General features: G+C 65.5%; 12 protein-coding genes and 2 pseudogenes. 1 reads left to right on the top strand and 13 read right to left on the bottom strand.

Annotated features, from left to right (window positions below; all coding sequences use genetic code 11):
- Positions 1-167: 167 nt before the first annotated feature.
- The 3 genes and pseudogenes from H7J86_RS32260 to H7J86_RS32250 form a co-directional block, all read right to left on the bottom strand.
- Positions 168-731, bottom strand: coding sequence for a hypothetical protein (locus H7J86_RS32260; protein ID WP_267296012.1), 564 nt, complete (start codon positions 729-731; stop codon positions 168-170).
- The gene (locus tag H7J86_RS32255) at positions 728-1201 is read right to left on the bottom strand and encodes a helix-turn-helix domain-containing protein (protein WP_267296010.1); all 474 of its coding nucleotides are present in this window, start codon (positions 1199-1201) and stop codon (positions 728-730) included. Before H7J86_RS32255 ends, H7J86_RS32260 begins: the two co-directional genes overlap by 4 nt.
- A 316-nt stretch (positions 1202-1517) precedes the next feature.
- Positions 1518-2138 (bottom strand): annotated as a pseudogene (locus H7J86_RS32250) (site-specific integrase); the annotation flags it as partial.
- A gap of 47 nt (positions 2139-2185) precedes the next feature.
- On the opposite strand from H7J86_RS32250, the pseudogene H7J86_RS32245 reads away from it, so the two are divergent.
- A pseudogene (locus H7J86_RS32245) lies at positions 2186-2665 on the top strand (transposase); the annotation flags it as partial.
- 24 nt (positions 2666-2689) lie between these two features.
- Here the strand turns inward: H7J86_RS32245 and H7J86_RS32240 are convergent.
- The 10 genes from H7J86_RS32240 to H7J86_RS32195 form a co-directional block, all read right to left on the bottom strand.
- Positions 2690-3631 (bottom strand): MPT63 family protein, encoded by a 942-nt coding sequence (locus tag H7J86_RS32240; RefSeq protein WP_267296008.1) that lies wholly within the window; start codon positions 3629-3631, stop codon positions 2690-2692.
- A gap of 67 nt (positions 3632-3698) precedes the next feature.
- The gene (eccE, locus tag H7J86_RS32235) at positions 3699-5459 is read right to left on the bottom strand and encodes a type VII secretion protein EccE (RefSeq protein WP_267296006.1); all 1761 of its coding nucleotides are present in this window, start codon (positions 5457-5459) and stop codon (positions 3699-3701) included.
- Between the two features lie 73 nt (positions 5460-5532).
- Positions 5533-6906: a type VII secretion-associated serine protease mycosin gene (gene mycP, locus H7J86_RS32230; RefSeq protein WP_267296004.1), complete on the bottom strand. Its 1374-nt coding sequence runs from the start codon at positions 6904-6906 to the stop codon at positions 5533-5535.
- Between the two features lie 20 nt (positions 6907-6926).
- Positions 6927-8411 carry a type VII secretion integral membrane protein EccD gene (gene eccD, locus H7J86_RS32225; protein ID WP_267296002.1) on the bottom strand — a complete coding sequence of 495 codons (1485 nt, stop codon included), beginning with the start codon at positions 8409-8411 and terminating at the stop codon, positions 6927-6929.
- A 69-nt stretch (positions 8412-8480) separates the two neighbouring features.
- The gene (locus H7J86_RS32220) at positions 8481-8792 is read right to left on the bottom strand and encodes a hypothetical protein (RefSeq protein ID WP_267296000.1); all 312 of its coding nucleotides are present in this window, start codon (positions 8790-8792) and stop codon (positions 8481-8483) included.
- A 65-nt stretch (positions 8793-8857) separates the two neighbouring features.
- Entirely contained in the window at positions 8858-10555 is a 1698-nt protein-coding gene (locus H7J86_RS32215; RefSeq protein WP_267295998.1) for a MinD/ParA family ATP-binding protein, read from the bottom strand.
- 70 nt (positions 10556-10625) lie between these two features.
- Positions 10626-12818: a hypothetical protein gene (locus H7J86_RS32210; protein WP_267296340.1), complete on the bottom strand. Its 2193-nt coding sequence runs from the start codon at positions 12816-12818 to the stop codon at positions 10626-10628.
- A 5-nt stretch (positions 12819-12823) separates the two neighbouring features.
- Complete coding sequence (locus tag H7J86_RS32205) at positions 12824-15640, bottom strand: ATP-binding protein (protein WP_267295996.1); 2817 nt, start codon at positions 15638-15640, stop codon at positions 12824-12826.
- A 6-nt stretch (positions 15641-15646) separates the two neighbouring features.
- Positions 15647-15862: a hypothetical protein gene (locus H7J86_RS32200; RefSeq protein WP_267295994.1), complete on the bottom strand. Its 216-nt coding sequence runs from the start codon at positions 15860-15862 to the stop codon at positions 15647-15649.
- Between the two features lie 137 nt (positions 15863-15999).
- Positions 16000-16422 carry a hypothetical protein gene (locus H7J86_RS32195; protein ID WP_267295992.1) on the bottom strand — a complete coding sequence of 141 codons (423 nt, stop codon included), beginning with the start codon at positions 16420-16422 and terminating at the stop codon, positions 16000-16002.
- Between the last annotated feature and the right edge of the window lie 185 nt (positions 16423-16607).

The raw sequence follows: 16607 nt of genomic DNA, 5'->3' as shown, positions 1-16607 counted from the left end.
GCTGGCGGCTTCAGCCGCCAGAGAAGTCACCTCCGTCTCAACCCACCAACTCCAGAGGAGCGGGCTTCACGGGTCCGGCGAGCTCTCCAACCCCTATGGGGAACAGAAGTACCACACCGCTAGGTAGTTACAGGTAAACGACAGTCCCGGACACTCGGCCTGTTGCATCATCGGAGTCTGCCGCGTCTGGGAGCTGACTTCCATCTGCCAAGTCGGCGCCACCACGGCCGCTCAGTACCGGGCCCGATGTACGTGATTCCTGGATCTCCGCCCAGCAGAACCGTGATATCACTTGGCCCCGAGACCGGATAGCCCACGTCCGGGTCTTCGAAGTGCAGCAGTTCGACGACATATTCGGCGAAGACACTGACATTGACGGTCGATGGTGGACCGACCAACAGGTGTCGATCTGGACTGCGAGCGTCACCGATCGCCAAGATCCCGCTGCCGATAGTGAGTTGGCCATCGAACACCAGCGTTCCCAGACCGAGACGGTCCGTTCCGGCAAGCACCCGCACCCGCACCCGCCGGCCGGTTTGGTCACATTCGTGAGCACCCATCGTGTGCACCCACAATGCCCGTAGTGGCTCGAGCGCAGTACCGGAGTCGAGATCTGCGTGGACGTAGGTTCCAGCGTGCCCGGCGGCGCCGGGGTCCTCGATGGTGAGCATGTTGCCGTCTGGCGTGGTGAACACATCGCAGAGCAATGTGTTGGTGGTGCGGCGGGTCATGACACTGCACGCAGGGCATCGTCACGAAGTTCGGCCGGCAGCTCCAGCAGCGCGGTCGTCAGCTTTCGCACATGCGGATCGTGAGCCAGTTCAAGCCAATGCAGTTCGGCGTCGAGCAGCTTGGTGTAGTCCGGATCCGCGTCGGTGAAGTACTGGGGCCGCACGCCGAAGAATTCGGCCAACTCAGTGATAACGCGCCAGGACGGCTGCTTGCGCTTCCCAGAACGAAGTTGCGATAGGTAGGGCTCGGAGACGTCGCAGCCGCGCATTCTGAGGGTCAGTGATACCTCTCGACTGGTGTAGGGGCCGCGGCCCGGCGGGTAGATCACGGCGAACAGTCGATTGAGCTTGCCAGTAAAGGTGGTTGGGTCCACAGGCGAGACACGGGTCCGGGTGTTGTATCGCCACGGCAACGAGTTATTGGCGTCAACGGTGCGCCCGGAGCTCGTTGAGCCCACAGGCGGAGTCATGGCGCGGATGCTATCCCCGCCAATAGCAGTGCGTCTTTCGAAAAAGCTGAGACTTGCTTTTTACCAACATATCTTGCGATCGCAACTATCGCGTCCACGATCTATCCTAGCCACCGATTGATCTTCTGAAGGGATCCACATTCGCAACCCTTGCTGCGGACGGAAGGTTGCCGGTCCTGCGGTTGGTCATCTACCACGCCCAGGAATGCGACACCCGCACGGCCTGCATCACCGCGGCCCTCCAAGCGATTGGCAGTGTCCTACGAGCCCTGGTTGCTTGGCCGATCGCCTGGCGCATTTTGGTGACGACGGCGGGTTCGGGGGTTGGAGGGCCGGCGAGGTTGGTGACCGAATCGACTTTGGCGTAGACGGTTTCAGGACGCATCGGGGCGAACAGTGTCCCGGCGGTAAGGTTGACGAACACGAAATGCGTGGTCAGATCGGGCACGGCCAGGTCTGCGCCGTGATCGATCAGATGGCACACATACGACGAGTACAGGGCTTCCAGGTCGTCACCGATGTAGACCCGCCGCGGGGACAGCGTCTTGCCCCGTGCTCCGCGGGGATGGTCTTAGCGGGCGGCGATATCGATCCACGGTGTCCCGCCAGCGCCGATGTGAAAGTCGTGGTGACGCAACGACAACGCCTCCCCCAGGCGCATGCCCGTTTCGGCGAGGACGGCAAACAGCAGCCGGTCGCGCAACCCGGATGCCGGCCCGGACCACTGGTGCCCAGTTTGGGTGGCGCAGCCATCCAAACTGAGCCCGACTTGGGCGGGCAGCAGCACCGGAGTACTCGCCCGGTTCCCGCGGCGCACCGTGTAGATCGGGCGGTCGTTGGCTGGTGGCGCGGGCCCGACTCCGGCCAGCATCGGGATGTAGCGGGAGCGGCCACGTTTACCGCGGCTGGTGTGCAGCCGCTGATACGGGCCGGCCAGCATCGCCGAACTCGATCCCACCGAGCTGATCCGCGCAGCCGCGTCGCGCGGTGGTACAGACGTGTGTGATTCATCTTCTGCGCAACACCTTTCGGTACGCATCGCGCAAGTACTGGGATCAGATCGCCAAGGACATCCGGTCGGTCTACACCGCAGCGACCGAGGCCGCGGCCAAGGAGCGCTTCACCGAGTTCACCGAGAAATGGGGAGCTCGGTACCCGGCGATCACCCAGCTGTGGGAGAACGCCTGGAGGGAGTTCGTACCGTTCCTGGACTACGACATCGAGATCCGCCGCGTCATCTGCTCGACGAACACGGTGGAATCACTGAACGCTCGCTACCGGCGGGCGATTCGGGCCCGTGGGCACTTCCCGACCGAGCAGGCCGCGATGAAGTGCCTCTACCTAGTGACCCGATCCCTGGACCCCACCGGCCGCGGCAAGGCACGATGGGCCATGAGGTGGAAGCCCGCACTCAATGCGTTCGCAATCACCTTCAACGGCCGGATCACTCCGACTGGCAACTAACCAATGCCAAGCCAGATCCACCGTTTATCTGACAGTCCCCTGCTCGCTGGCGGGAGGTGCGGTGATAGTTGTCGATGGCGCAGTAAGCGGGGTTTGGCCCGCGGCACTCGAACCCCCGACTACTGGGGTGCCGGAGCTGCCTGTGGGCGATGCGCCGTGGGGTGCCGCGGGTGCCACTGTGGCCGGCTGCGTACCTGCCTCGGTGCCCGGAGTCGGGGTGGCGGTCGGTGTGCCTGCGCTGTCGGGGATGGGGGTGCCTTGGCTTCCGGGGGCTACGGGTGTGCCGCTGCTGCCTTGGGTGATGGGGGTTCCCTGGCTTCCGGGGGTGACGGGTGTGCCGGTGGAGGCCGGGGTTGCTGCGGGTGCAGCGCCTGGGGCTGGCGCGGCGGGTGTGGCCTCAGCAGCGGCGGCGGGTGCGCCGCCGGCCGATAACGATCGTGTCGGCGATCCTGGGTCGTACGGCGTGGGTCGCGGGGAGTTGGAGGGCTGTTGCACCCATATCGCGAGATCGGGGCCGCCTGCGTTGTAGAGCACGCTGTCCGGGGTGTCTCCGGTGACGTCGAAGTACACCTTGCCCGTGGTCTGTTGGCCTTCGGCGAGCGGGGCCGGGTTGACTCCTTGGGGTGTGGCGACGCCGAACAGCACTCGGTAGGTCTGGCCGCTGCGGGCCCGGGCGTTGAGGTTGGATACGACTGGTTGGACGGTGCCACGTACTGCGGTGTCTGTCGCGGTTGCCTCCCAGAGGGTTCCGGCTACGGGGTAGGCGATGGTGTCTGTGCTGGGTTTGAGGTCTCTGATCGTCCAGGCCTGCACGATGTCGCCGTTGGCCAATTCTGCTGGGCTGCCGAGGGAGTGGATCGCCGAGTCGTCGGCAGACGCCGTGGGCGCGAGTAGGGTGCCGAGCCATATTGTCGTGGCTGCGGCGGTGATTGCGGCTTTGGTGGCGGTGTTCACGGTCGTCCTCATGGTTTTCGGGGTTGTCAGGCTCGGGCGGCGACGGATGTGGTTCGAAGGGTAAGTGTCGCAGGGCCTTTTAACGCTGCGGCGGCCGCGGTGTGGGTGTTGCATGTCGGCCGCCGGTCGGCGGGTCCGGTCGTGGTGGCGGCGGGGGTGGTTGCCTGCGGGTTGGCCGTTCCGAGGGCCTGGGCAGGTCTGGCCGCTTGGGCGCTTCTGTTCGCAGGGGCGGTGTTGCGGCGGCGGCGGGGGTGCGTTTGGCGGGCTCGCGGCGTTGTGGGCGTGCCACGGTGAAGAACGACTCTTCGGCCGTGGACACCGACCAGCGGTAGCGGAGCTGCCCGGTGGGGCTGTGCAGGATGCATTCCTCTGGGCCGGCGACGATCGCGAAACTCGGTGCAGTGTCGGGTGCTGTTGTCGACCAGACAAGCCGTACCTGGTGGGCGTGGGTGGGATCGGTGTACGAGTTGTTGTCGCTGACGATGATGTCCGCGTCGCGATGGGTGCCGTAGGTGGCTCCGATGCGCGAGGCGAAGAGTTTCCATTCGTCACCGGGCAGCGTGATGTCGATGCTGCGACCGCTGGTGGAGAGCCAGACGAGGAGCTGCTGGCACATGACGGCAGGGCCGAAGATGTAGAAGGGTTCGGAACCCACGGTGAAGTTGACGAACACCTGAGCGCGGTTAGCAGTGTGACCGATGAACGTGCCGATGCCGCCGGGGGCTAGCGGGATCGGGAACGAGCTCCCCTCGGCCAGCGTCTTGCCTGCGACGGCGGTGGGGCGGACTGTTTTCGCCAAAGGGAGTGCTGCAGTGAAGATATCGCCTTGTTGGCCGTGTTCGCGACGCAGCCCGAGAGCGGTGACGGTGGACAGCGCGCTGGGATCGGCGGTGAGGAATCCGACGTACATTTCGGCGTGGTCGCGGCCGCTGCGCAGCCGTTCGAGTCGGGTGATGTGCACCTGGCGGTGGGTGTTGAGTCGGCACCATTCGCGGTAGTTGCCGGTGGTCCAGGCGTTTGCCGCGGGCGTGAATGCGATGGCGCGCATGGAGTTTGGGCCGCAGGAGGACCAGTTTTCTTCGGCTAGTGCGGTGGTGAACTGCGGGGCGAGGTCGGCGTGGAGGTCCTGGAGGGTGGTCTTGGCCAGGATTTGGGTGTTCCAGCCGGCGTGGGCCACTCGGCGGCGGATGCGTTCGGTGGCGATTTTGACGGTGCGGCTGATGCCGGCGGGGATGTCGTCGGAGCCGCGGCGGGCGTAGATACTGTCGAGTGAGGCTGAGAGGTTGATACCGACTTCGATGAAGGTTCTGCCGTAGAGCAGGGCGTCGACTGGCCCGATGGCGGCTTGTAGTGCGGTCGCGGCTTGGCTGGGGCGCTCGTAGTTGTATCCGACGGTGACCGTGGTGACGGCGTCGCATCGAATGTCGAACTGTACGAGTTCTTCTCGGATGTCGTCCATGGGGAGAGCGCGGATGACGGTTTCGCGGTCGGTGCCGATCACGGTGGTGGCGTAGGCCTGTGGGAGGACCTCGATGTAGGCGGCGGCGCGGTCGCCGTCCCAGGTGAATCCGACGCCGTCTGCTTCGTAGATGGCGATGGTGTTTCGTGGGCTGCGGCGCAGGGTGAGGCGTCGGTGGATCCAGCCGAAAAGGGTGCGGGATCGGTAGGTGAATACTCCGGTCAGGAGCGCGACGAGCGCCACTGCGGCCCACACTTCCCAGATCACAGGGGGTTTGAGGTCGAGCAGGTTCGTGGCCAGGACGGCGGCGATACCGACGATGACGAGGAACATGATGTTGGGTGGGCCGAGTCCGACGCCGATTCGACGGTCGTTTTTCATCGCGAGGTCCTCGTGGTCGGTGGGTGCCGGTGACCGGATGCCGCGGTCGCTGGTGGGGTGTGGTCGGTGGTGGTCACGCCGGTTTCTTTCGGAATGCGAAGACGGCCAGAGCAACGGTGATGAGGACTGCGGCGCCGACGGCCAGGGCGATGAGAGCGACGTTGCGGGCGGTGTGATCGGGGGTGGGAGGCGGTGTCGGGGTGGGGGCGTGGACGCTTGGCACTCCGGCGGCGATCGGGTCGCCGGGCGCGACTTGTGCAGTCAGTGCGGCGACTGGGTCGATGACGCCTGCTCCGAGGGTGTTGTTGAGGCCGTCTGCGGGGGTGTGTGCCGTTGCGAGGATGCGGTTGATGACCTGGTGTGCGGTGAGATCTGGGACTTTCTCGCGGATCAGTGCTGCCAGGCCGGAGACGTATGCGGCGGCGAAGGACGTTCCGTTGACCGGGGTGGGCACGCTTTTGACGATCGCGGCGTTGGTGAGCGCTCCGGGGGTGGGTTCGGTCGGGTCGAGGGAGACGATGTTCATCGCCGGTGCTGCGACCCCTACCCAGGGGCCGGGCATGGTGTTGACGTAGGGGTCACCGGTCAGGGTTGTTCCGGCTACGGACAAGACGAGGTCGGAGAAGTAGGAGGGTAGTGAGACGCTGCGTACGCCTTCCCAGTTGCGAGGGTCTGCGGGGTTGGCTGGGTCGTAGCCGGGGTTGGGTTGGCAGGTTTGGCCACCGATGTTGCCGGCGGCGGAGACGACGACGACGTTCTTGACGACCGCGGCGTAGTAGAGGGCGCCGGCGAGCTCGCGCAGGTCGACGGGGCTGCCGGCGTCGACGCAGGCGGTGACGGACAGGTTGATGACGGTGGCGCCGAGGTTGGCTGCGTGGACGATGGAGCGGGCCAGTGCGGAGAGGTTGGCTGCGGAGCGGTCGGCTTCCGACCAGCCTTGGGGTGCGTTGGCTTCTCCGTAGGCGGCGCTGGTTTGGCGGATGGACAGGATTTCGGCGCCGGGGGCGACGCCGACGAATCCGTCGTTGGGTGAGGGGGCCGCGGCGATGATTCCGGCGACCAGGGTGCCGTGGTGGTCACAGTCGGAAAGGCCGTCTCCTCGAGCGATGTAGTCGCCTCCACCGCGCAGGCGCGGCAGGCGCGACACTGGTTGGACGCCGGAGTCGATGACGGCCACGACCTGGCCGTCACCGCGGGCGAAGTTGTGTAGCCCTTCGACGTCGAATACCGCGCTGGCGGGGATGGTTCGGAACTGCGACTCGGCCAGGACTGCCGACGTGGCGCACACAGATGTCTGTTTCATTCCGCCGGGTACGGCGGGGCCGGGATCGCCGTCGGGTGGAGCGATGTCGACGGCCGGATCGATTTGGGGTGCGGGGATCGCGGCCGCCTGGGGGGCCAGCCCAATCGAGCTGGTGACCAGGAGGGTCGCGGTGATCGCCGCCATCCGCCGTAATGCACGCATCATCAGCGTGCTCGGGCCTTCTGGAAGAGGTCCATGGCGAGGACTACATAGACCAGTGGTGCGGCGTAGAGCAGCCATTCGATTCGTTCCAGGAGTCGGTTGACGACGGGGCTGACGATGCGACGTTGCTGGATTGAGTACACCGTGGCGATGAGCGTGCCGAGGACCAGGATGCCGATCACTATGGCTGCTCGCAGTTGATTGCCTGCGTAGTCCGGGGAGGCCAGCAGGCCTGCGCCGAACGCGGCGAGCAGGAGGGCTGTGGCTACCAAGGTGATGCCTTGCAGTCGGGCGTCGTCATAGCTCTTGCCGCGGTAGAGGAGTGCCAGTGCGGTGGTGAGCACGGCGGCGAAGATGATCCATTGGTGGTTGTCCATGGCGCGGCCCGCGAAGAAGCCTGTGGCGCAGAGTGTTACGAGGGCGCCGGACAGGATGCCGACGATGCAGTCGTAGGCGGTGAGTGTCTGCTGTTCCTGGTTGAGGATGGATTCGTTGGCGCGGCCGTCGCGTGGCAGGTCGCCGGCGTCGAGATCGCCGGCTCGGTCGGCGCCCTTGACGTAGCTCTCACCGGTGGCTGGGACGTAGGGCAACGAGATGCGCGCCAGTGCCAGGGAGATTCGGCCGCTGACCAGAATGGTGAGGAAGCACAGGGCGATGAGCTGTACGCCGAGGACTGCGGTGGGGCTGCGGTAGGCCATGTTGAGTGCAGCGATGATCGTGACGGCGGCTGCGGCAGAAGCGATTCCGTAATGCAGGCGGGCGTTGGTTCGGGTGATGACGGCCAGGGATACCGACAGGGTGAACAGGACGGCTCCGGCGGCGACGAGTTGGTAGATGCCCAGTGGCCGTGGGGTGATCAGGAGTGCGGCGGTGCCGGCGAGGACATAGGTGATGGTGAGGAAGGGCGCCACGATGGGCGTGTAGCTGTCTTTGTCTGTTCGTACGACCACGATCGAAATGGCTGCTGCCAGTACGGCTCCGATGACCATCAGCGTGCAGACGACCAGGCGGGCGGTGAAGTTGGGTGTGGCGGTGGAGGTCCAGAAGATGGCCAGTGCGCATACGAACGCGATGATGGCGGGTGTGACGACGAGGGTGACGCGTTGGGAGACGCGGCCGTCCCAGGAGGGGAAGTGTTCGCGTAGCCAGTAGGTGATCGCTTCGGCGACGTCGTCGATCAGGGGTGGGTACTTCTCCCCTGGGTCGAGTTTGACGAGCAGGAGGCGGGATCCGTCGCGGACTTTCTCGGCGTCGAGTGTTTTCTCGGGGTCGAGGGGCTGGCTGTGGAAGGGGCGGCGCAGGGTCCAGTGGGCGTCGGGGTCGGCGAGCCAGCTGGCGTCTTTGCCGGCGCGTTCAAGTTCGTTGCGCAGGAACGGAATCAGTTCTGCCAGGCTGTCCCCGATGAGCATGTAGTTCGACATGGGCACGTCGATGACGTGCCCGGGGACGGTGATCTGGACCCGCGCTTCGGCTTGTGTGGTTGCCATGGAGTGGTGCTCGCTTCCCCCGGGAAAGTGATTGGTGTGGTTTGGTCTGCGCGGCGTGGTGAAGAGGGCTTAGCTCTCGCCGTTGTTGTGTGGCGTGGCGTCGTTGGCGCTGTGGCGCTTGCTGCGTCCGGTGGCGGCTCGCCGCTTGGGGGCTTCGTGCCCTTGTGCGGCGAGGCCTTGCGGGGTGGCCCAGCCGGTGGCGAGTACTTCGTTGATCTTGTTGGCGTAGACCTCGCCGGCGTGGGCCTCTGCCTCCTGCGCTTCGGACACCCGGCGCTGGGCGTCCTGGAAGTTGTTGCGCAGCTGGTCGAGTTCGTTGAGGCCGGCGTTGACGATGTCGGCGATGCGTTGGCGGTCGGTGATCACGTTGGCTTCGGTCATGGTGGAACTCCCCTCGTACGCGGTGTGCTGTGTGGTGACGTCGGGCTATTGGTGGGTGGTGGTTGTCAGGTGGGCGGCAGGCTGTCGACGAGCATGGCGGCGACCTTGACGAACTGGCGGCGGGTCGTCTTGTTGAGTAGATCGAGGTTGATGGGTCCGGCCTCGGCGAGGTGCTCGTCCCACGGGATTTCGATTACCTCGTGTTGCTCGCTGTTGCGGAAATGCGACACGGTGGCGTCGAGGTCCAGGTGCGGCTTGGCCGGGCTCTGGTGGTTGATCAACACCACTGTGCGGGTGAGTAATTCGTTGAGATGGCGGGCTCGCAGCCAGTCCATGATGTCCTGGCTGGCTTCGGCGCTGTCGAGGGAGGTTGCGGTGACCACGACGAGGGCGTCGAGGCTGCGCATGACGGTCTCGTAGGCCGGTGAGGCTGCTGAGTGGTCCATGTCGACGATGGTGAACAGGTGTCCGGCTTGGAGGATCTCCAGTGCCCGCAGGTATTCCTCGGGGGTCAGGGCGGTCGCCAACGGTTCGCGGCTGGAGCCCAGCACCGACAGGCGGTGGTGATTGGACTGCATGTGGGCCTTGACGTCGTTGGCTGAGAACAGGTGCTCGTCGGCGACGAAGCGCTTGATGTCGCTGATCTGGTCGCCGCGCACGCGACGGGCCAGGGATCCGCTGTGATCGGTGTCGAGGGCGACGACCTCGCCCTTCTGCCGGTGAGCGGCGATGGTGGAGGCGATGCTCATCGCGCAGACTGTCTTGCCGACACCGCCCTTGAGTGCGGCGAAACCGATGGCTTTCGGATAGCGCAGAACCTTGTTGATCTTGGAGATGTCCAGGTCGTACTCGACCTCGGCCGCGCTCTTGCCGACCGGGATGTGCATGCGGTGCAGCTTGGCGCGCCATCCCTGCTGCGGGCCTTCTTTGCGCTGGCTCTGCAGGGTGAAGGAGCGGTCGGCGCCGCGGTCGCCGGCCGGGGTGAACGGCGCGGGCGGGCGTGGGGTGGCGGTGAACCCTCCGCGGGGTTGCTGGCCGTAGCCGGTGTCGGGGCCCGGCGCGGGAGGTTGCGACGGGTAGCCGCTGTAGCCCTCTTGCGATGGCGCGGCTGGTGTCTGCGGCGGGCGAGGCCAGTCGCTACCCGCTCCTGGGTAGAGGTCGCGGCGCTGCACGACCTCGGTGCGCTCGATGTCGGGGTGGGGTTGGGCGCCGAAGCCTGCCGGTCGCTGCGGCCAGCTCGGCGGCGGCGGTGGGGTGAACTGCTGCGAGGGCCGCTGCGGTGACGCCGGTGGGATTCCCTGGCTGGCAGGCTGCGGTGGTCCGTAGTGCGTGGGGCGCGGAGGCGTTCCCGGCGCCGGAGGCTGGGCGGGCTGCGGAGGGTTGCCCGGGGTGGGGGCGTCGGGACTCGCGTGGCGTGGCGCGTCGGGGGTGGCGTGGTAGAGCGGCGGCCCTGCGGCGCGGGTGGCCGGCGCGGGGTCGGCGTTCGGTTCGGGTTCGAGCGCGGCGGGCGGGGTGTGGGTGTCCGGGTGTTCCGGTGCAGCGGGGTTGCGTGCCGGCGGTGGTGGTTCGTTGTCGGTGGCCGCCTGCGATTCCAGCGCCTGCCCCAGCGAGGGTGCTTCCTGTCCGGTGTCGGGCTGGTCGGGGGCGGCGGGCGGCGCGGGCGGCTGGCTACCTGGTTCGGCGGCCCGGTTTTCGTTGGCGAAGCGATCTTGGGCGGCGCGCAGCGCGGCGCTGTCGAGTTCGCTGCTGTTGTATTTGGTCATTGTCCCTGTCCCCCGGCTGGCGCGGCGTCGATTCTTACGGCGAAGTTTACAGTTGCTTTGTGGGTGGCTGTCATATCCAGTCCCCGAAACCACGATCATTTTTCCGCTCGATGCGGATCAGCCCTGCTGTGTCTGCTGCAAACACTAGGCGGTCGATGTCCTCCTCATCCGCGGGAATTTCCGGGATGGCCTCGACGCCCCGGGCGAGCAGCACGTTGCGGGCGTGGTTGAACTTCTGGGTCCACTGGGCTGCCGACACCACCGACCGCAGTCCTGGCAAGTCGGTTCGACGGGGTGATTCAGTGGGTGTCGCCGGCGTAGAGCGGTAACTCCGGAACAGTGCGGTGGTGCGCGCGATGGCGTCGTCTTGGTCGAGTTGCGGGGTTGTCTGACCGTGGAGTTGTGCGGCTTCAGCGCGTGCGGAGTCCAGGCGCCGGGCCTGCAGCGTGCCTGGAGCCGCTGGCGGGACAGTTGCCGCGGCCTGCTCGGTCGCGCCTCCCGCGACCGGCTGGGTGTCCTGTCCGGCGGTGGTGGTGAGCGCTGAGATGGCGTGGTCAGGCGGCGGCGCGAGCTGCGGTATTCCACCGCGGAACCACACCGTCGGCATGTCGGCCACTGGCAGCGGGTCGCTGCCGATCGGTGCGGGCACGGCGGGCAGGAGGGCCCCTGTGGGTCCGAGCACTGCCACCGGTGCAACCGTGCCGGCGGGGTGGTCGCCCTGATGGCCGGCGGTGACAATGTTGCCGAGGCCGGAGACGATGACGGTGTCGGTGGGCTTGTCGGCGAGTTTGATTCGCTCGGTGGCGGCGGTGAATTCCGGCGTGTCCGGCAGGATCGGCGTTGTCATGCTCGCGCTCCCTTCCTGGCTTGCACCCCATGCGGTGGCTGTGTCTTTGAGTTTGCTCCACTGGTTGGTGGTGCGCTCACGTAGCTGTTGGTAGTTGTGCTTGGCCCAGGTTGTTGGTTGGTCGAAGGCACCGCCGAACATGGTGGACATGACCGTTTCCGGGGGGTTCGGTGGATAGAGGTTGAGCCAGGTCTTGGATGCGGTGACCTTGGATTTGAAGAGGCTGAACAGCGAGGTCTTCTTCTCCATGATGAACAGGATGAGCTTGCCGGAAAGGTAGTAGCCAGCAGCGGCGAGGAGGACCTGGATGAGGGTGGGAAGGAACGAGAGAACCGAGGTGACGAGCTGCAGGAAGAGTGTGGGTCCGGTGGCGGAGACGAACAGGACGGCGATCGCCAGGATGAAGTGCACTGCGCCGCGGCTGGCTGCGGTGGCCAGCGGGTCGTAGGGGCGGCGGTTGGCCAGGGTGAGGGCTGCGACCCACGTCGCGCCGATGCCGTAACCGACGGCCAGGGAGAGATGTTTGAAGAATTCGATGGCGACGATGATGCCGAAGCTCAGGAAGCCCCAGGCGATGAACACGGTCGCGAAGGCGATGAGAACGGTCCACAGATCGGGGTCGGCGGCCGTGGATTGGGCGGGGGTCAGGCAGGCGGGGTTCGCGCCGCCGGCGTTGATGCTGATTGACCACAGGCGTGCGCACGCCGGGTCGAGAAATTCGCGATAGTTCACCAGGAAGGTGACCGACCGAATCATGTCGTTGTGGGTGGTGGTGACGTAGTTCGTGGTCGCGTCGGCGTCCCCACCGGTGAAGGACAGCGTCGAGGAAAGGGCCAGTACACCGTTGATGATCTCTCGGATGATCTTGAACGGGTTGGCGGCCAGCACGACGACGACGGCCATCATGACCAGCCCGGATCCCAGGCGTTGCCATTGCGCTTTGCCGATTTGCGTGTCCGACGGCAGCCATTGATCGAGCCACGACGGAGCAGTGGTGGCCGGGCGGCCGGGGGGGCCAGCTGGCTTGGGACCGGAGCGCACGAGGAAGACGCTGAGCAGCAGGATGGCGAAGGTGCCGACCATGATTGCGGTAGGTGGGAGTACGGCGTAGACCCTGGAGGTGACCCCGTTGTAGAAGTCGGTCAGCGGATTCAGCCACAGGTCCGGGTCAAGGATGAGTTTCATCAGGGCGGCCGCGTACGAGGCCCCGAGAAGATAGATGCTGTAGAAGGTCTCGGCTGCGCCGCTGTAGACCGTCCGGTGCAGGATGTCGAAGAATTTCGGTTCCAGCAGCAGGCGGTAGTGGGCGACGTCGCCACCGTCGCTGTCGGACAGGTTGAGCCAGTCGAGGAATGGATTGGCCGGCTGGGTGGCGGGGATGTCGGGGCCCGGCAACTGCGGTGCTGCGGGCAGCATCGTGGTCACGACGCGACCCCGTCCGCAACGGGACCAGTCGGCATGGGCGACGACGGCGTCGCGACGAGGTCGTGGGCCCGGATGCGCTTGGACGAGGTGGTGTCGCTGTAGCGGCGGCGCTCGGGCAGCAGATGTCCGATGGTGCGGACCCGGGCGATGTTGCCGCTGTCGTTGTACCAACCCTCGCCGGCGCGATTGGCGATGGGCCGCTTTGTCTCCTGGTCGATGGGAGACGTTTGCTCAACGCATCGGGTGACCAGGCGCTGCGTGGGCGGGACGTCGGCCCAACGCAGGCTTGCGGCGGCGTTTTCCCTGGTCTTTTGACGCATGACGAGTTTTCGTTCGATGAGTGCGGTGTGTTCGTCGGCGTCGGCGGCGAGCTGGAAGGCGATGAGGACGAAGTTGCCGGCTTTGCGGCCCATCCGGTCGGGTTGTTCGACGAGGCGTTGCATCACCTTGGAGCCCTTGAGCAGTTTGAGTTCGTCGGCGACGAACGCGCAGGCGCCCGGGATCGTGGCGAACCGTTCCGCGGTGAGGTGAGCGATCGCGGTGTAGGCCATGGCGGCGAAGTTCTGTGAATCCTCTGCCTCAGTGGAGGATTCGCCCGGCTTGGGGCGGTGCACCGACAGTTTGTGGGTTCGGAAGACCACGGTTTGGGCGCGCGCCGTGAAGGCGGGGTAGGTGATGCGTTCGCCGTTGATGATGGGATCGATGAACGCGTGGGTGTAGGGCAGCCGCGCCCACGCGGAGAGCGCCATGTTGAGGTTGCGGGAGGGTTGTCCTGCGACGGTCGGCAGGTGCTCGATGAGGTCGCGGGTGGAGGCGATGCGCATTGCTTTCCGGTAGTCGGGGGCCAACATGTTGGCCAGCAGGGCGACCTCCTCGCTGCGGCGGTCGAAACCGAGCAGCGGTAGCCACAGGTCGAGGAAGATTCGGGCAGCCTCCGCGGGTGGGAAGCACTTGAGAATGTCGAGTGAGAGGCCACCGCCGATCTCGACGGTCGGGTCGGTGACGTCGACGATCTCGGGTTGGGTGAGCGATTGGGCGAACACGACGTATTCGCCGGCGGGGTCTTGGTCGATGATGTGGCAGGGACGACGCAGGTCGTGCATCCATCCGATCAGGCTCTTGACGAATTCGGACTTGCCGGCGCCTTGGGCGCCGTTGGCAGCAGTGGAGGCGTTGCCCTTGTCGGTGGCGTTGAGGATGTCCCAGTGGACGATCTGCCCCAGAGCGTTCTCTTCGTTGATCATCACGGGGACGCCGACCGGATCGCCGACGACGGTGCGGCGAATCGGCATGAAGCCGCTGAACAATCCGACTGTGGTTGCCTGCTTGAGGTCTTCGACTACTGCGGGGCAGGGTGCGCCGGGGATCATGGCCTGCCACAAGTCAAACTGACCGCCTACCGGGGTCAACGGGGTGAAACCGTGGTCGGTGAAATGCTGGGTGATAGCCCCGACCCGCTCGTCGAGAGTTTCGAGATGTTGGTGGGCGAAGGAGAAGATCGCTGCCACGCGCATGCCGCGGGGACCGGATTCGACTTTGACGTGGCGACGGAACTCGCGCTGCTCGCCTCGCTGATCGGCGTAGTCCTCGGCGTCGAATTCGTCTTGGGTGTTGGCGGCGTCTTCGGCGTCGAGTTCCTTACGGGCACGGCGCATCCCGGTCTTGCTGATCAGCTCCTGAGAGAAGTCGAACCGCAACGCGAAGTCGGCGTCGACGTCGATCTCCTGGTCGACGAGATAAGTGAAGGTGTTGATGTCGAAACTGTCCACCGACGGGTATCTCGAGATGGCGATCTGGGTTTGATAGCTGGTGTAGCCGTCGGGGAACTCCGGGGATCGCGTCTCGACGTTGTGCACGGCCAGCGCCCGAGACCACCGCGTGGACTTGAAATTCTGCCGCAGGGTGTTTCGGGCGGTCTGGGAGGAATTCTTGACGATGACACTGCCCGCAACAACCGCGGCGATCGCCAGCGCCGTGAGCGCGATGCCGATCCAGCGGTAGCTGGTCAACGTCGCCGCGGCGGCCGCTGCGGCCAGGCATGCCACGGCCAGCGCCGCGGTGGGCAGACCGCGGCCACCGCGCTGGGTGACTGCCGGGTTGTCGTCTTTGACCTTCTCGAGGAAGTTCTTGTAGAGCGCGTCAGTGTCGGCGGCCTTGTTGATGTGAACTTCGGGAAAGCTGCGCGGGTTACGCACAGCGACGCGGGTGACGGTGGCGTCAGGGAAATCCGGGACGGTGATGCCGCGGAGCCGAATTCGGTCGAACACCCACGCGGTGTGTTCCTCGGTGGCGCGAATCGGGAGGAATTCACGAGGAAGTGCACGAAAGTACTGGTTCTCCAGCTCGGTGATCATGCGCCGTGAGACGTTACGGTGTGGATCGATCACGGCTACCGACGACAGCATCGACTCGACGATGGAGCGACTGACGGGGAAACCGATCGCCAACAGGTAGATGCGTTGGTACTCAGCAAGCTCACCAGTCTTGGCGACTTTGGTGTAGAGCGCGTTGAACTGGTCGTCGAGCTCGGGGTAGTTCTCCTTGGTGAAGTTCGGAATGCCGGCCGCGCACCGGGCCATGATCGTGGCGGCAGGGGTCTTGGCCTTAGCGCCCATCAGGAGGAAATCAGCGGCGCGCAGCTTGGACAGTTGGGTGAACAGTCGGTCGTGCGCTGCTTGGCAGGCGTCGATCTTGTCGACGTCGTAGGGATTGGTGTTGATACCCCGCAGGAGGTACACGGCCCAGACGGTGCCGTCGGCGGTGTAGAGGATGTTGCCGTCTTGCTTTTTCAGGGCCGGGAAGTAGTCACCCATGAGCTGTCAGTGCCTTCCGGTGTTGGTGATGTAGGGGTAGCGGGCCGCCCTCCACAGCAGGGCCAGTCGCGTGGTCTCGCCCAAGGCGCCATCAGGGTCCATCTGGTTGAGGTTCCAGTTGGCGGCGATCGTCGCTGCAGCCATGACAACGGTGGCCGCCAATCCGATCCAGGCGTTGGTGAGCACCGCGACGGCAATGCCAACAACGATGCCGATGACCATCAAGCCCATCGTGGGCGGTCGGTAGCGTTGCCCTAGGATCGTCCACTCCACGTCGACTCGGTCGACGCCGTTGAAGATTCGCGATACGCGCATTGCGCAGTGCCCTCACTATCTGGGTGACGTCGCTGGTGTTCGAGCTAGCTCGCTGCGCCACCGAAGACGCTCTGGGCGATTTCGGCGATCACCCAAATGACACCGAGGAAGCCCTCGAACAATGCGAAGTTCTTCGCTTCGTCGATTAGCTTCTTGGTCTTGCCGGCATCGTCTTTCATGTAGGTCTTTAGCAGGAGAACACCGAATACTCCGCCGCCGATGACAGCGACGGCGAGGAGCAGCCGGCGCACGATACTGATGATGGATCCGTTGGAGGTGCCGTCACTGGAGATGTCCGCCAGGATGTGCACGGTCTGACCGTGGGCGGCCAGTGCGGTCACCGCCGGTTCGATGAGGTCCAGCATGAGGGCTCCTCTGCAGTCGTCGGCCATGTCCTCGCCGGCCCGGCGGCGAGGCTTGTGGTCCGGTGGTTCGGGTGAGCGGGCCACACTAAGCGGGCCGTTCATGCGGGGAACCTAACAACGCCACACGAGGCCGACGCGACACGACACTTCTACGGGGCACAAAGTTTCTCCGGCCCCACATTCCCTGCGGCGTCTCGTTTTTCGCATCTCAAGCCGTGCGCGAGTGTCGCCGAATTGCGTCGACGGAATCGTCGGCCGAAAGCGTCGTTCGGCGCTCGCCGCCCCCG

This window comes from Mycobacterium hackensackense (genome assembly GCF_025822555.1).
GTDB classification, from domain to species: domain Bacteria; phylum Actinomycetota; class Actinomycetes; order Mycobacteriales; family Mycobacteriaceae; genus Mycobacterium; species Mycobacterium fluoranthenivorans.
This window is presented reverse-complemented; position numbering and strand designations above follow the sequence as displayed.

What these genes read in the sequence shown, in the direction of transcription:
- H7J86_RS32260 (WP_267296012.1), bottom strand. Translation starts at nt 731, where the DNA reads ATGACCCGCCGCACCACCAACACATTGCTCTGCGATGTGTTCACCACG.
- H7J86_RS32255 (WP_267296010.1), bottom strand. Translation starts at nt 1,201, where the DNA reads ATGACTCCGCCTGTGGGCTCAACGAGCTCCGGGCGCACCGTTGACGCC.
- H7J86_RS32240 (WP_267296008.1), bottom strand. Translation starts at nt 3,631, where the DNA reads ATGAGGACGACCGTGAACACCGCCACCAAAGCCGCAATCACCGCCGCA.
- eccE (WP_267296006.1), bottom strand. Translation starts at nt 5,459, where the DNA reads ATGAAAAACGACCGTCGAATCGGCGTCGGACTCGGCCCACCCAACATC.
- mycP (WP_267296004.1), bottom strand. Translation starts at nt 6,906, where the DNA reads ATGGCGGCGATCACCGCGACCCTCCTGGTCACCAGCTCGATTGGGCTG.
- eccD (WP_267296002.1), bottom strand. Translation starts at nt 8,411, where the DNA reads ATGGCAACCACACAAGCCGAAGCGCGGGTCCAGATCACCGTCCCCGGG.
- H7J86_RS32220 (WP_267296000.1), bottom strand. Translation starts at nt 8,792, where the DNA reads ATGACCGAAGCCAACGTGATCACCGACCGCCAACGCATCGCCGACATC.
- H7J86_RS32215 (WP_267295998.1), bottom strand. Translation starts at nt 10,555, where the DNA reads ATGACCAAATACAACAGCAGCGAACTCGACAGCGCCGCGCTGCGCGCC.
- H7J86_RS32210 (WP_267296340.1), bottom strand. Translation starts at nt 12,818, where the DNA reads ATGCTGCCCGCAGCACCGCAGTTGCCGGGCCCCGACATCCCCGCCACC.
- H7J86_RS32205 (WP_267295996.1), bottom strand. Translation starts at nt 15,640, where the DNA reads ATGGGTGACTACTTCCCGGCCCTGAAAAAGCAAGACGGCAACATCCTC.
- H7J86_RS32200 (WP_267295994.1), bottom strand. Translation starts at nt 15,862, where the DNA reads ATGGTCATCGGCATCGTTGTTGGCATTGCCGTCGCGGTGCTCACCAAC.
- H7J86_RS32195 (WP_267295992.1), bottom strand. Translation starts at nt 16,422, where the DNA reads ATGAACGGCCCGCTTAGTGTGGCCCGCTCACCCGAACCACCGGACCAC.